This is a genomic window from Paracidovorax wautersii (assembly GCF_031453675.1).
Lineage (GTDB): Bacteria > Pseudomonadota > Gammaproteobacteria > Burkholderiales > Burkholderiaceae_C > Paracidovorax.
On the sequence record NZ_JAVIZX010000001.1, the window covers coordinates 411264 to 423986 of the forward strand.

Below are 12723 nucleotides of genomic sequence, written 5' to 3' on the forward strand. Positions count from 1 at the left end.
CCCAGCCCCGGGGCCTGCAGCGCCCGGAGCCACCCGACCCGATGGCCCTTCTTCCATGACACATACCGACGAGCCGGCCCGCAAAACCTGTCCTGACTGCGCCTGCCAGCCACAATGCCTGCTGGGCCGCCAGGACGACGCGGTGCGCGAAGCCTGGGCGCCCTTCATCACGGAGCGGCGTTTCCGCAAGGGCGAGGTGCTGCAGCGCCAGGGCGACGGCAACGCGACGCTGCAGGTCGTGAAAGTGGGCACGCTGATCCAGCACCGCCGTGGCGAGGACGGCGTGGACCGGCCCGTGGGCATGGCCGGCTGCGGCCAGGCCCTGGGCGTGCCAGCCCTGCTGGCCCATCCCGCCGAGCTGACCAGCGTGGCCGTCATGCCAGGACGCGTGTGCGAGGTGGACGCGGCCGCGGTGACGCGGCGTGGCCTGGTGACGGCGGACTTCCTCACCGAGCTGGCGCGCGAGCAGATGCAGGCCCACTCCCGGCTGGCGGACTGGGCGCGCATCATGCACGTGCGCGGCGTGACGGGGCAGCTCGCCGGTGCGCTGCTGCAGCTGGCCGACATCCAGCGCAGCACGCTGGTGCGCCTGCCCAGCCACACGGTGCTGGCTTCGCTGCTGGCGACCACCCGCGAGACCATCGCCCGCGCCCTGGCGGCGCTGGCGCTGCAGCAAGGCATCGTGCGGCATGACCGGTGGCACTGCGCCATCCAGCGCGACGCACTGGTGGAGCTTTCGCGCGGGGGCCGGCAACTGCCGCGACCGCAGCGCGCCGCAGGGGCCGCTGCGCTGGCCACCGAGACCCCGCCGCCCGCAGCGCGCGCCGCCGCCGCGGCGCCGGCACGCAGTACCGCGGCCGGCAGCGCGGGGCGCAGCCGTGCGGCGCCATCGCTGCACCGCCATCCCGCCGCGGCCGCAGCCTTCCAGGGCTGAAGAAGCGCCACGCCGTGCGCCGGTCAGCCGGCCGCGGCCGTGTTGACCGACGGGCAGGGCGCGGCGTACAGCTGGGCGATGTCCTCGGCCGGCACGGCCTTGGAGAACAGCCAGCCCTGGAACAGCTCGCAGCCCTCGCGCTGCAGAAAGCGCAGCTGCTCGGGCGTTTCCACCCCCTCGGCCACCACCTTCAGGCCCAGCGTGTGCGCCAGGGCGATCACGGCATGCACCAGGGTGGCGTCGCTGGCGCTGTGCACGACCGGGCGGACGAACTCGCGGTCGATCTTGATGCGCGTCACCGGCAGGTGCTGCAGATAGGCCAGCGATGAGTAGCCGGTGCCGAAGTCGTCCAGCGTCACGCCCACGCCCAGCGCCTGCAGGTTCATCAGCACCTGGCGCGCCTGCTGTGGGTCGGCCATGGCTTCGGATTCGGTCACCTCCACCTCCAGCAGCCCGGGCGGCACGCCGTGCCTGTGCAGGCAGCGCGCCACCTGGTCCACCAGGTCGGCCTGGCGCAGCTGCTGGGCCGACAGGTTGACCGCCACGCGCAACGGCATGTCCGCCTGCGCCCAGGCGGCGGTCTGGCGGCAGGCGGTGTCCAGCACCCACGCGCCCAGCGCCAGGATCAGGCCGGTGGCCTCGGCCACCGGAATGAAGCGCGCCGGCGAGACCTCGCCCAGCTGGGGGTCGTTCCAGCGCACCAGCGCCTCCACGGACACCATGCGCCCCGTGCCCATGTCCACCTGCGGCTGATAGTGCAGCGCCAGGCCGCCATAGGCGAGGGCCAGCTTGAGCCGCTCGTGCAGGCGGATCTTCTCGGCCATGCGTTCGCCCATCAGCGGGTCGTACAGCGCGTAGCGCGCGCGGCCGTGTTGCTTGGCGTGGTACATCGCCATGTCGGCGTAGCGCATCAGCGTGACCGCGTCGCGGGCGTCGCCGGGGAAGAGCGCAATGCCCATGCTGGCGCCGAAGTTCAGCTCGAAGCCGTGCATCTGGCAGGGCATGCACAGCGCCTGCAGCAGGCGCGCGGCGACCTGCTCAGCCTCCTGCGCGTGGGCCAGCGGCGCCAGCAGCACGGTGAACTCGTCGCCCCCCAGCCGCGCCAGCGTGTCGCCCGGCCGCAGCGCGCCCTTCAGGCGGCGGGCGGCCTCCAGCAGCACCTGGTCGCCCGCGGCGTGGCCGTAGCCGTCGTTGATGGCCTTGAAGTCGTCCAGGTCGAGCAGCAGCAGCGCGAAGTGCTGGCCGTCGCGCTGCGCCTCGGCGATGGTCTGCTCCAGCCGCTGGCCGAACTGCCAGCGGTTGAGCAGGCCGGTGAGCGTGTCGTGCGTGGCCTGGTAGTGCATGCGCGCTTCCAGCTGCCGCATGTCGGAGATGTCGCGCACGAAAGCCACCACGGTGCCGCCGCACACGTCGGAATGACCCAGCGCGACGTCCACGGGCACCTGCGAGCCGTCCCGGCGCGAAAGCCACAGATCGCGGCCCATGCCCATGGGACGCCGGCTCGGGTGGTCGAGATAGCTTTGCATCTGCGCGGCGTGCTGCCCGCGCACCGCCGCCGGCACCAGCATGTCGATGGATTGCCCGCGCAACTGTGCCAGGGTGTAGCCGGAGATGGCTTCCATGGCCGGGTTGGCCACCAGGATGCGCCCCTGGCGGTCGGCCAGGAGGATGCCGTCCGGCGCGGCCTCCAGCGCGGCCTGGGCCAGCAGGCTGTCCTGGTCGGGGGGCGGCAACACCGGTGCAGTAACCGCGGTCAAGCGGGGGGGCGTGCAGGCCAGGGCGCCGCCGGGGGGAAGCACCGCGTTCACATCGCCCGTCGGGGCGGACGGAGGCAACAGTTCCGTGGGAAGAATGGGACGTCCTCCAGGCAAGAGGCCCTGCGGCGGGCCGGGCGCCCGGCACGGCCGAAACGGCGCCAGGGTCGATACAACCACTGTAGGGAGCCGCCGGCCGGTTGGCATCCCCCGGACGGCGGAGCATCGCGAGGCAACGTGACGGTCAGGGCACTTCGGTGCCGGCCGGCGGGGATGGAGCAGCCAGGGATGCCGTGGCACGGCCGCTGGGGGGCGGCCTCGCTGCAGGAGTGTCTTTGCGCGAACCGTTGGCCCGGACGCCCGTTCTGCTGCCTTCGCGGCCGGCCGGGAGGGCGCCCTGCTATGGCGGTCCGGCGGCCCGTTGCACCGGCCTGGCCGGCCAGGCGTCAGCCTGCCTCGTTCAGCAGCGCCTGCACGTCCGAGGCCAGGGCCTGGGCGCCGCTGCCGTAGCGGTTGTAGACGCGCAGCCGGCCCTGCGTGTCGTACACGTAGCTGCCGGCGGAGTGGTCCATGGTGTAGCTGGTGGGCGTCTTGCCGTCGACCTTCTTGTAGTAGATCTTGAAGTCCTTGGCCACGGAGGCCAGCTGCTCGGGCGTGCCGCGCAAAGCGAGGAAGGACGGGTCGAAGTTGGCCATATAGGCCTTGAGGATCTCGGGCGTGTCGCGCTCCGGGTCCACGGTAACGAAGATGCCCTGCAGGCGGTCGCCGTCCTTGCCCAGCGAGCGCTTGACCTCGGCCAGCTCCACCATCGAGGTGGGGCACACGTCCGGGCATTGCGTGTAGCCGAAGAACACCACCACCACCTTGCCGGCAAAGTCCTTCAGGCTGCGCTGCTGGCCGTTGTGATCTGTGAGCGGCAGGTCGCGCGCGTACTCGGCGCCGGTCACGTCCACGCCCTTGAACTCGGGGCCTTTCTTGGAGCAAGCCACCAAAAGGCCTCCAGCGCTTGCCAGCAAAGCGCCTGCAGCTATTCTTTTAAGAGCGTTGCGTTTATCCATCGAGAGCACCTGTTCAAAACACGTAGTGGTCCACCAGCAAGGCGGCGAACAGCGCGCTCAGGTGGATCAGCGAGAAGCGGAAGGTCTTGCGCGCCAGCGCATCGGAGTAATCGCGCCACAGCGCATAGCCGTAGGCGCAGAAACCCACGCCCAGCACGACCGCAGCGGCCAGGTAAATCCACGAGCTCATGCCGTAGACGAAGGGCATGAGGCAGCCGGCGAACAGGATCAGCGTGTACAGGAACACCTGCAGCCGCGTGAACTCGTTGCCATGGGTGACGGGCAGCATGGGCAGGCCGGACTTGCGGTAGTCCTCGACCCGGTACAGCGCCAGCGCCCAGAAGTGCGGCGGCGTCCACAGGAAGATGATGAGGAACAGGATCAGTGCCTCGGGGCCCACATCGCCCGTCATGGACGACCAGCCCAGCACCGGCGGCATGGCGCCCGAGGCCCCGCCGATCACGATGTTCTGCGGCGTGAGCGGCTTGAGGATCACGGTGTAGACCACGGCATAGCCCACGAAGGTGGCGAAGGTGAGCCACATGGTCAGCGGGTTGATCCACACGTACAGCAGCACCGAGCCGGCCAGGCACAGCGCGGCGGAAAACGCCAGCGTCTGCGTGTTGGACAGCTCGCCCTTGGCCGTGGGGCGCCAGGCGGTGCGCTTCATCTTGGCGTCGATACCCTGCTCCACCAGGCAGTTGAAGGCCGCGGCGGCACCCGCCACCAGCCAGATGCCCAGGCAGGCCAGCGCCATGTGCGCCCACTGCGGGCCAGTGGGCAGGCCGGGCACGGCCAGCACCATGCCGATGAAGGCGCAGAAGACGATCAGCTGCACCACGCGGGGCTTGGTCAGCGCGTAGAACTGGGACAGCCTGGACGGCATCGCGTACGGCAGGCCGGCAGGCATGGGCGCGGGGGCGGGAGCGGCACTCATACCGGGATTTTCGCCGCTTCGGCGCCGCCGTGTGGGGGGTGCGGCACCTTGTCCACCCCGGCCGTGCCGGTAACCGGCCCGCGGCGGCTGGCCGCCAGGGCCCAGGTCAGCACCACGATCAAGGCCGCGGCGCCGCCCGTGTGCAGCACGGCGGCCACCAGGGGCCAGTCCAGCACCACATTGGACAGCCCGGTGGCGAACTGCAGCAGCGTCAGCCCGGCCAGCCAGCGGGCCGGGTCGCGCAGCGCGCCGGCGCGCCGCAGGCGCCAGACCAGCAGCGCCAGCGCCCCGATCACCACGTAGGCCGCCAGGCGGTGCACGTAGTGGATGGCCGTGAGCCCGGCAAAGCTGATGTGGCTGCCGTCCTGCAGCAGGCCCAGCGGCCGCCAGATCTGGAAGCCCTGGGCGAACGCCATGTCGGGCCACCAGCTGCCCTGGCAGGCCGGAAAGGTGGTGCAGGCCAGCACGGCGTAGTTAGTGCTCACCCAGCCGCCCAGCACGATCTGCGCGGAGACCAGCGCGGTGGTCGCCCAGAGCAGCGCGCGCAGCCCCCCTGGCAGCGCCACGAGCGCCCGCGCCTGGGCCGACAGCGTCTGCCGCACGGCCTGCACGCACAGAAGGGCCAGCAGCACGATGCCGCCGATCAGGTGCAGCGTGACTATGGCGGGAAACAGCTTCATGGTGACGGTGAGCGCCCCGAACGCCCCCTGCAGGCACACCCAGAACAGCGTGAAGGTGGGCCACCACGGGCTGAGCGCGGGCGCGGGGCCCTGGCCGCGGCGGGCCGCCCGCTGCTGCCGCCAGGCGCCGACGGTGAGAGCGATGATGAGCACGCCCACGCCGGTGGCCAGGTAGCGGTGGATCATCTCCACCCAGGCCTTGCCGTGCGTGACAGGGCCGGTGGGCATGGCCTCCTGCGCGGCGGAAATCTCGGCCCGCGCGCCCACGGGGCTGGCGTTGCCGTAGCAGCCCGGCCAGTCGGGGCAGCCCAGGCCGGAATCGGTGAGCCGCGTGAAGGCGCCGAACATCACCAGGTCGAAGGTGAGGAAGAGCGTGAGCACCGTCAGCGCCTGCAGGTGGCGCACGGGCGTGCTGCCCCGGTTGCGCAGCCACACCCAGAGCAGCGGGCCCAGGGCGATCACCACGCCCAGCAGCATCAGGCGCAGCAGGGGCGCCAGGTCGTACAGCGGCTGCGCCGTGTCGGTCATGGCCGGGCCTCCTGCGGGCGGCCGGCCTGGTCCCAGGACGACGAGGCGCGCAGCAGGCGCTCCAGATCGCGCTTGGCCTTGGCGGCGCCGGCCTGGTCCAGCCCTGCCGGGAAGCGCAGCATCCAGTGGCCGAGCGGATCGACCACGTAGAGGTGGTCCTGCAGCTGGTGGCCCGCGGCGGGCGCCAGCCAGCGGCCCAGGGCCTGGGCGTCGGCACGCAGCACGGTCGCCTGCTGCAGGCCGGGAGCGATGTCGGGGGCGATGGGCGCGCTGTCGGACACCAGCCAGACCCAGTCCACGCGGTCCTTCTCCTTGCCCAGGCTCTCGCGCAACTGGCGCTGCAGGTACAGGTGGTTGCGGCAGGCGGCGTCGCAGGCGCCCGGCGCCACGCTCACCAGCAGCCACTGGCCCTTGAGCTGGCCGAGCACGCCGCTGGCGCCATCGCGCGCAGCGGTCACGGGCAGCGCGTCGGGCAGCGGGCGCTGCGGGTCGATCAGCTCGCCGAAGTTGCGCCGCCCCTCGGGCCGCAGCACGTAGTAGGTGAAGTACGAGGCGATCACCGGCGCCGCGCAGATGAGCAGCACGCCCAGCATCTTGAGCCGGCCGCTGCGCGAGCGCTGCAGCGACTGCAGGGCGTCGTCCGCCCCGGGCAGGCTGTGCACGGTCAGCCCCAGGGGCTGCTCTCCGCCGTGCGCCTCAGGCGGATGGCTGGCGCCGTGGGCGAAGGAAGCGTCGGACGATTTGGAACCAGACATAGAGGATTGCCACCAGGCCGCAAAGCCCGAACCATTGGAATGCGTAGCCGTAGTGCTTGTCGACGCCGCTGTCGATCACGGGCCAGTCCCGCTGCAGCCCGTCGCCGGGGCCGCCGGTCTGCAGCACCGACAGCGGCAGCAGCGCCAGCCCCGTCTCGGCCGCATAGGCGCCGAGGTCCAGATTCTGCCGGATGCGCGAAGCCCCTTCGTCCGCCCCGGCAGCGCCCAGCGCATACAGGCGCGACGGCTCCGGCGCCAGCCGGCCCGCCACCTGCACCGGGCCGGCGGGCGTGGGCACGTCGGGCAGCCGGGTGCGGTCCTGGAAGTCGCGCGGCACCCAGCCGCGCTGCACCAGCACGGTGGCCTGCGAGCCCTCCAGCCGCAGCGGCGTCACCACGTAGAAGCCCGGGCGGCCCTGCATCTGGCGGTTGTCGAGGAACACGGTCGCGTTGCCCACCCACTGCCCGCGCAACTGGGCCTGGCGGTGCAGCAAGGCCTGCACTTCGGGCGCGGCCGCGCCCGGGTTGCGCGCAGGGGTTGCCGCGGCCGACCGCAGCTGTGCGACCTCCACCGGCGGCAGCGCCTGGCGCGCGTCGATGGCGGCCTGCAGCGCCTCTTTCTGCGCGGCACGCGAGAGCTGCCAGCGCCCGAGCGAGGCCGTGGCGGCCATCGTGGCCAATGCGGCCAGGGTGATGAGCCAGAAGCGGAAGGACGAGGCGGCGGGGTTCACCGGATAATGGGTTCCATGAAATACGCAGTGGCACTGGCTTTCCTGGCGATCCTGGCCAGCCTGGGGTCGGCGCTCTTCTTCATGATGCGCACCGGCCGCAACGACAAGGCCCGCAGCGGCCACATGGCGCGCGCCCTGGCCGTGCGCGTCGGGCTGTCGATTGTGCTCTTCCTGTGCCTGCTGGCTGCCTACAAGCTGGGCTACATCCAGCCGACCGGCCTGCCCGCCACCCGCTGAGCCGGCGGCCCGCAGCGGCGGGCACATCGTGGCAGCTATCAAAATTCATAGCTGCATGCGCTTGATGGCTGGGCACTTCGATGCTCTGGAGCCTTGCATTCGGCCTGGGGATTGCGCAAGCAGCTATTGTTTTTGATGCGCGCTTCTGTGTGCCCATGAAAAAGCAAAAGCGCCCTGCGGCGCCTTTGCAAAGAGCGCGGGCAGCGCTGCGTGTCACATCCAGTAGACCAGCACGTACAGGCCCAGCCAGACCACGTCCACGAAGTGCCAGTACCAGGCGGCCCCCTCGAAGCCGAAGTGCTTGTCGGCCGTGAAGTGCCCCTTGTGCAGGCGCAGCGTGATCACCAGCAGCATCAGCATGCCCAGGAACACGTGGAAGCCGTGGAAGCCGGTGAGCATGAAGAAGGTGGAGCCGAACACCCCCGAGTTGAGCTTGAGGTTCAGGTCGGTGTAGAGGTGGTAGTACTCGTAGCCCTGCACGCACAGGAAGACGAAGCCCAGCAGCACCGTCGCCCACATGAAGGCGATGGTCTTGCCGCGGTGGTTCTCGCGCAGCGCATGGTGGGCGATGGTGAGCGTCACGCCCGAGGTGAGCAGCAGCGCGGTGTTGATGGTGGGCAGCCAGAAGGGACCGACGGTCTGGAAGGGCTCGACGGTGCCGGCCGGCGCCGCGGTCATGCCGGCGGCCACGCTGGGCCACACGGCCTTGAAGTCGGGCCACAGCAGCGCGTTGTCCAGGCTGCCCAGCGCCGGCACCGAGTGCGAGCGGGCCCACCACAGCGCGGTGAAGAAGGCGCCGAAGAACATCACCTCAGAGAAGATAAACCAGCTCATGCTCCAGCGGTACGAGAGGTCGATCTTGTGTCCGTACAGGCCGCCCTCGCTCTCGCGCGCGGCATCGCGGAACCACTGGTACAGCACGAACAGCCACCAGGCCAGGCCGAAGATCAGCGAATACTTGCCCCAGTCATGGCCGTTGATCCATTGGCCTGCGCCCAGGATCACGAAGAACAGCCCCGCCGCCGCCATCACGGGGTGGCGCGACTCGGCCGGTACGTAGTAGTAAGGCGTGGTGCCAGGGGTGGGTGCGCTCATGGCTTTCTGCTCCTCAGTCTCTAATCTCTAATGGTTGTTGTGTGCGATCGGTGGGGTGGCGGCGCGCGTCATGCGATCCATCGCACCAGCGCGATCAGCGCCGCCACGAACAGGAACGCGGCCAGCAGGCCGACGATGACGACGTGGATGGGATTGATCTTCTCCAGGTCCTGCCGGTACTCCGACCCCTTGCGCAGCCCGATGAAGGACCACGCCACCGCGCGGATGGTGCGCAGCAGCGAGCCCTTGCGCTGCGGCGCAGGCGGGCGCTGCGACGATCCGGCGGGCCCGTTCACGAGCCGGCCTCCGCCGTGGCGGCCGCTGGCAGCGCGGCGGTGGACTCCGGCGCCGGGGGCGTCTTGCCACCCACCTCGAAGAAGGTATAGGACAGCGTGATCGTCGTCACGTCCTTGGACAGCTTGGGATCGATGACGAAGGCCACGGGCCATTCGCGCTTCTCGCCCGGCTCCAGCGTGTACTGGTTGAAGCAGAAGCACTCCAGCTTGTTGAAGTGCGCGGCCGCCTGGCGGGGCGCGTAGCTGGGAATGGCCTGCGCGGCCATGCGGCGGTTCTGGATGTTCTGGAACTCGTACATCACCGTGGTCAGCTCGCCCGGATGCACCTTGATGGAGCGCTGGGCCGGCTTGAAGTCCCACGGCCCGCGTGCGTTGGCATCGAACTCCACGGTGATGGTGCGGCTGGTGTCCACCTGCGTGTTGGCCGGCACCCTGACGTCCTTGCCGGCCACGCCGTTGCCCGGCACCTGGCGTTCGGAGAGCGACAGGATGTTGATGCCCGTCATCTCGCAGATGTGCTTGTAGATCGGGATCAGCACGTAGCCGAAGGCGAACATCCCGACCGAGATCACGGCCAGCTTGCCCACCATGCGGAAGTTCTCGCGGCGCAAGCTCATGCCGTCGGCCCTCCCGGCACAGCAGCGCCCTGCCCGGGGAGGGACAGAGGGGCGGGACGGTGCAGCACGGCGCTCATGGCTTCACCGTGTCATGCGGAACAGGAAACCGATGAAAAACGCTGCAGCGATGGAGGCGAGGATCAGCGCCATGCGCAGGTTGGCCTTCTTCTGCTCGGGGGTCGCCATGCGGTGCTCCGGTTCAGCCGATCACGCGCGTGGCGGAAGAGTCGAGCTTGGGCGGCACTTCATACGTGTGGAAGGGCGCCGGCGACGGCACTTCCCACTCCAGCCCCTCGGCAGCTTCCCACGGACGCTGCGGCGCCTTCTCGCCCTTACCGCGCATCGCGGGCACGACGACGCAGAGGAAGAAATACACCTGCATCAGACCGAAGCCGAACGCACCGATCGACGCCAGCATGTTGAAGTCGGCGAACTGCATGGGGTAGTCGGCATAGCGGCGCGGCATGCCGGCCAGGCCCAGGAAGTGCATCGGGAAGAACGTGACGTTGAAGAAGATCAGCGAGCCCCAGAAGTGGATCTGGCCACGGCGCTCGGAATACATCACGCCCGTCCACTTGGGTGCCCAGTAGTAGTAGGCCGCGAACATCGAGAACAGCGAGCCGGCCACCAGCACGTAGTGGAAATGGGCCACCACGTAGTAGGTGTCCTGCAGCTGGATGTCGATGGGCGCCATCGACAGGATCAGCCCCGTGAAGCCGCCCATGGTGAACACGAAGATGAAACCCACGGCGAACAGCATGGGCGTCTCGAAGGTCATGGAGCCGCGCCACATGGTGGCGATCCAGTTGAAGATCTTCACCGCCGTGGGCACCGAGATCAGCATGGTGGCGTACATGAAGAACAGCTGGCCCGTGACCGGCATGCCCGTGGTGAACATGTGGTGCGCCCACACGATGAACGACAGGATGGCGATGGACGAGGTGGCATACACCATGGAGGCGTAGCCGAAGAGCTTCTTGCGGCTGAAGGCCGGCACGATCTGGCTGATGATGCCGAACGCCGGCAGGATCATGATGTAGACCTCGGGGTGGCCGAAGAACCAGAAGATGTGCTGGTACATCACCGGGTCGCCGCCGCCGGCGGGGTTGAAGAAGCTGGTGCCGAAGTGGCGGTCGGTCAGCGTCATGGTGATGGCGCCGGCCAGCACGGGCATCACGGCGATCAGCAGGTAGGCGGTGATGAGCCAGGTCCACACGAACATGGGCATCTTCATCAGCGTCATGCCGGGCGCGCGCATGTTCAGGATGGTCACGATGATGTTGATCGAGCCCATGATGGAGCTGGCGCCCAGGATGTGCATGGCGAAGATGCCGGCGTCCATGGACGGGCCCATCTGCAGCGTGAGCGGCGCGTACAGCGTCCAGCCCGCGGCGGGCGCGCCGCCCGGCATGAAGAACGACGACACCAGCATGATGGCCGCCGGAATCATCAGCCAGAAGCTGAAGTTGTTCATGCGCGCGAAGGCCATGTCGGACGCGCCGATCTGCAGCGGGATCATCCAGTTCGCGAAGCCCACGAAGGCCGGCATGATCGCGCCGAATACCATGATCAGGCCGTGCATGGTGGTCAGCTGGTTGAACAGCTCGGGGTTCACCAGCTGCAGGCCCGGCTGGAACAGCTCGGCGCGGATCAGCAGCGCCAGCACGCCGCCGATCATCAGCATGGTGAACGAGAACAGCAGGTACAGCGTGCCGATGTCCTTGTGGTTGGTGGCGAACACCCAGCGCCGCCAGCCCGTGGGGCCGTGGTGGTGGGCATGGTCGTCGTGGTGGCCGGCGGCATGTCCGTGGTTGTCGAGAACTGCGCTCATCTTGGATTCCTCAATGCATTGGGACGGCTACCGCCGGTTCACTTGCCGCGCTGGGCCACGACTTCCGAAGGCTGCACCAGCTGGCCGGTCTTGTTGGACCAGGCGTTCTTGGTGTAGGTGGCCACGGCGGCCAGGTCGGTGTCGCTCAGCTGCGCCCACGATGGCATGGCACCGCCCGCGGCGCCCTTGAGCAGGATCTGGAGCTGCTTGGCATGGTCTTCATCCTTGACGATGGCCGAGCCGTCCAGCGGCTTGATCGGGCCTGCGCCCTTGCCGTTGGCCTGGTGGCAGGCCGCGCAATTGGCGGCATAGACCTTCTCGCCCCGCGGCAGCAGGGCCTCCAGCGTCCAGACCTTGTTGGGGTCGTCCTGCTTGGCGGCGGCCTTCTTCTTCTCGGCCTCGACCCACTGGGTGTAGTCGGCAGCGGAGACGACCTTCACGTGGATGGGCATGTAGGCGTGCTCCTTGCCGCACAGCTCGGCGCACTGGCCGTAGTAGTCGCCCACCTTGTCGGCGCGAAACCAGGTGTCGCGCACGAATCCGGGGATCGCGTCCTGCTTGATGCCGAAGGCCGGAACCATGAAGGAGTGGATCACATCGTTGGCGGTGGTGATCACGCGCACCTTCTTGCCCACGGGCACGACGAGTGGGTTGTCCACCTTGAGCAGGTAGTCGGGCGGCGCGTCGGCCACCTTGCCGCTGTCGGACATCTGGCGGTGGCTGCTATCTAGCGTGGAGATGTAGGCCAGGCCTTCACCCTCGCCAGTAATGTAGTCGTAGCCCCACTTCCACTGGTAGCCGGTGACCTTCACGGTGAGGTCGGCATTCGTGGTGTCCTTCTGCGCCACCAGCACCTTGGTGGCGGGCAGGGCCATCAGGATCACGATGATGAAGGGGACGATGGTCCAGATCACCTCGACGGTGACGGACTCATGGAAGTTGGCCGGCTTGGCGCCCTGGGATTTGCGGTGCTTCCAGATGGAATAGAACATCACCGAGAACACGGCGACGAAGATCACCGTGCAGATGATGAGCATCATCCAGTGCAGGAAGTGCTGTTCCTCGGCAATGCGCGTGACGGGCGGGGCCAGGTTCAGCTGGTTGACCGCGGGGCCGCCGGGAAGGTCCCGCGCCGCATGGGCCGCGGTGCCCCACCATGCACCAGCCACCAGCAGCAGAGAAGCCAGCTTGTTGGAAATGCTCTTCATAGTTCTCACTTAACTTATGCCTCAATTTGACCCATCCCTGGCGCAGCTGCGTGGGGTCAGGCT

14 protein-coding genes are annotated in these 12723 nt (G+C 68.9%); 2 read left to right on the forward strand and 12 right to left on the reverse strand.

Features of this window, described 5'->3' with window-relative positions:
• Positions 1–55 precede the first annotated feature (55 nt).
• On the forward strand, positions 56–934 hold the full coding sequence (locus tag QE399_RS01915; RefSeq protein WP_309825660.1) for a Crp/Fnr family transcriptional regulator: 879 nt from the start codon (positions 56–58) through the stop codon (positions 932–934).
• Positions 935–957: 23 nt separating this feature from the next.
• Here the strand turns inward: QE399_RS01915 and QE399_RS01920 are convergent, their stop codons facing one another.
• The 6 genes from QE399_RS01920 to QE399_RS01945 form a co-directional block, all read right to left on the reverse strand.
• Positions 958–2691 (reverse strand): putative bifunctional diguanylate cyclase/phosphodiesterase, encoded by a 1734-nt coding sequence (locus QE399_RS01920; protein ID WP_309825661.1) that lies wholly within the window; start codon positions 2689–2691, stop codon positions 958–960.
• Between the two features lie 443 nt (positions 2692–3134).
• Entirely contained in the window at positions 3135–3746 is a 612-nt protein-coding gene (locus QE399_RS01925; RefSeq protein ID WP_309825662.1) for an SCO family protein, read from the reverse strand.
• 13 nt (positions 3747–3759) lie between these two features.
• Positions 3760–4683 carry a heme o synthase gene (cyoE, locus tag QE399_RS01930; RefSeq protein WP_309825663.1) on the reverse strand — a complete coding sequence of 308 codons (924 nt, stop codon included), beginning with the start codon at positions 4681–4683 and terminating at the stop codon, positions 3760–3762.
• Positions 4680–5891, reverse strand: a complete 1212-nt coding sequence (locus QE399_RS01935) for a COX15/CtaA family protein (RefSeq protein ID WP_309825664.1) — start codon at positions 5889–5891, stop codon at positions 4680–4682. Before QE399_RS01935 ends, cyoE begins: the two co-directional genes overlap by 4 nt.
• Positions 5888–6646 carry a hypothetical protein gene (locus tag QE399_RS01940; RefSeq protein WP_309825665.1) on the reverse strand — a complete coding sequence of 253 codons (759 nt, stop codon included), beginning with the start codon at positions 6644–6646 and terminating at the stop codon, positions 5888–5890. The genes QE399_RS01935 and QE399_RS01940 overlap by 4 nt, the downstream gene beginning before the upstream one ends.
• A complete protein-coding gene (locus QE399_RS01945; RefSeq protein ID WP_473094002.1) occupies positions 6588–7316 on the reverse strand; it encodes an SURF1 family protein in 729 nt (242 codons plus the stop codon). Before QE399_RS01945 ends, QE399_RS01940 begins: the two co-directional genes overlap by 59 nt.
• A 75-nt stretch (positions 7317–7391) precedes the next feature.
• On the opposite strand from QE399_RS01945, the gene QE399_RS01950 reads away from it, so the two are divergent.
• Complete coding sequence (locus QE399_RS01950; RefSeq protein ID WP_309825667.1) at positions 7392–7613, forward strand: twin transmembrane helix small protein; 222 nt, start codon at positions 7392–7394, stop codon at positions 7611–7613.
• Between the two features lie 213 nt (positions 7614–7826).
• Here QE399_RS01950 and QE399_RS01955 read toward each other — a convergent pair whose 3' ends face one another.
• The 6 genes from QE399_RS01955 to coxB all read right to left on the reverse strand — a co-directional run bounded on the left by QE399_RS01955 (position 7827) and on the right by coxB (position 12660).
• Positions 7827–8708: a cytochrome c oxidase subunit 3 gene (locus QE399_RS01955; RefSeq protein WP_309825668.1), complete on the reverse strand. Its 882-nt coding sequence runs from the start codon at positions 8706–8708 to the stop codon at positions 7827–7829.
• Between the two features lie 68 nt (positions 8709–8776).
• On the reverse strand, positions 8777–9004 hold the full coding sequence (locus QE399_RS01960; RefSeq protein WP_309825669.1) for a DUF2970 domain-containing protein: 228 nt from the start codon (positions 9002–9004) through the stop codon (positions 8777–8779).
• Entirely contained in the window at positions 9001–9621 is a 621-nt protein-coding gene (locus QE399_RS01965) for a cytochrome c oxidase assembly protein (protein ID WP_309825670.1), read from the reverse strand. The genes QE399_RS01960 and QE399_RS01965 overlap by 4 nt, the downstream gene beginning before the upstream one ends.
• A gap of 81 nt (positions 9622–9702) precedes the next feature.
• The gene (locus tag QE399_RS01970; protein WP_309825671.1) at positions 9703–9807 is read right to left on the reverse strand and encodes a cytochrome oxidase small assembly protein; all 105 of its coding nucleotides are present in this window, start codon (positions 9805–9807) and stop codon (positions 9703–9705) included.
• 13 nt (positions 9808–9820) lie between these two features.
• Positions 9821–11452, reverse strand: a complete 1632-nt coding sequence (gene ctaD / locus QE399_RS01975; RefSeq protein WP_309825672.1) for a cytochrome c oxidase subunit I — start codon at positions 11450–11452, stop codon at positions 9821–9823.
• A gap of 38 nt (positions 11453–11490) precedes the next feature.
• Positions 11491–12660, reverse strand: coding sequence for a cytochrome c oxidase subunit II (coxB, locus tag QE399_RS01980; RefSeq protein ID WP_309825673.1), 1170 nt, complete (start codon positions 12658–12660; stop codon positions 11491–11493).
• Positions 12661–12723: the final 63 nt, after the last annotated feature.

What these genes read in the sequence shown, in the direction of transcription:
- QE399_RS01915 (WP_309825660.1), top strand. Translation starts at nt 56, where the DNA reads ATGACACATACCGACGAGCCGGCCCGCAAAACCTGTCCTGACTGCGCC.
- QE399_RS01925 (WP_309825662.1), bottom strand. Translation starts at nt 3,746, where the DNA reads ATGGATAAACGCAACGCTCTTAAAAGAATAGCTGCAGGCGCTTTGCTG.
- cyoE (WP_309825663.1), bottom strand. Translation starts at nt 4,683, where the DNA reads ATGAGTGCCGCTCCCGCCCCCGCGCCCATGCCTGCCGGCCTGCCGTAC.
- QE399_RS01935 (WP_309825664.1), bottom strand. Translation starts at nt 5,891, where the DNA reads ATGACCGACACGGCGCAGCCGCTGTACGACCTGGCGCCCCTGCTGCGC.
- QE399_RS01940 (WP_309825665.1), bottom strand. Translation starts at nt 6,646, where the DNA reads ATGTCTGGTTCCAAATCGTCCGACGCTTCCTTCGCCCACGGCGCCAGC.
- QE399_RS01945 (WP_473094002.1), bottom strand. Translation starts at nt 7,316, where the DNA reads ATGGCCGCCACGGCCTCGCTCGGGCGCTGGCAGCTCTCGCGTGCCGCG.
- QE399_RS01950 (WP_309825667.1), top strand. Translation starts at nt 7,392, where the DNA reads ATGAAATACGCAGTGGCACTGGCTTTCCTGGCGATCCTGGCCAGCCTG.
- QE399_RS01955 (WP_309825668.1), bottom strand. Translation starts at nt 8,708, where the DNA reads ATGAGCGCACCCACCCCTGGCACCACGCCTTACTACTACGTACCGGCC.
- QE399_RS01965 (WP_309825670.1), bottom strand. Translation starts at nt 9,621, where the DNA reads ATGAGCTTGCGCCGCGAGAACTTCCGCATGGTGGGCAAGCTGGCCGTG.
- QE399_RS01970 (WP_309825671.1), bottom strand. Translation starts at nt 9,807, where the DNA reads ATGGCGACCCCCGAGCAGAAGAAGGCCAACCTGCGCATGGCGCTGATC.
- ctaD (WP_309825672.1), bottom strand. Translation starts at nt 11,452, where the DNA reads ATGAGCGCAGTTCTCGACAACCACGGACATGCCGCCGGCCACCACGAC.
- coxB (WP_309825673.1), bottom strand. Translation starts at nt 12,660, where the DNA reads ATGAAGAGCATTTCCAACAAGCTGGCTTCTCTGCTGCTGGTGGCTGGT.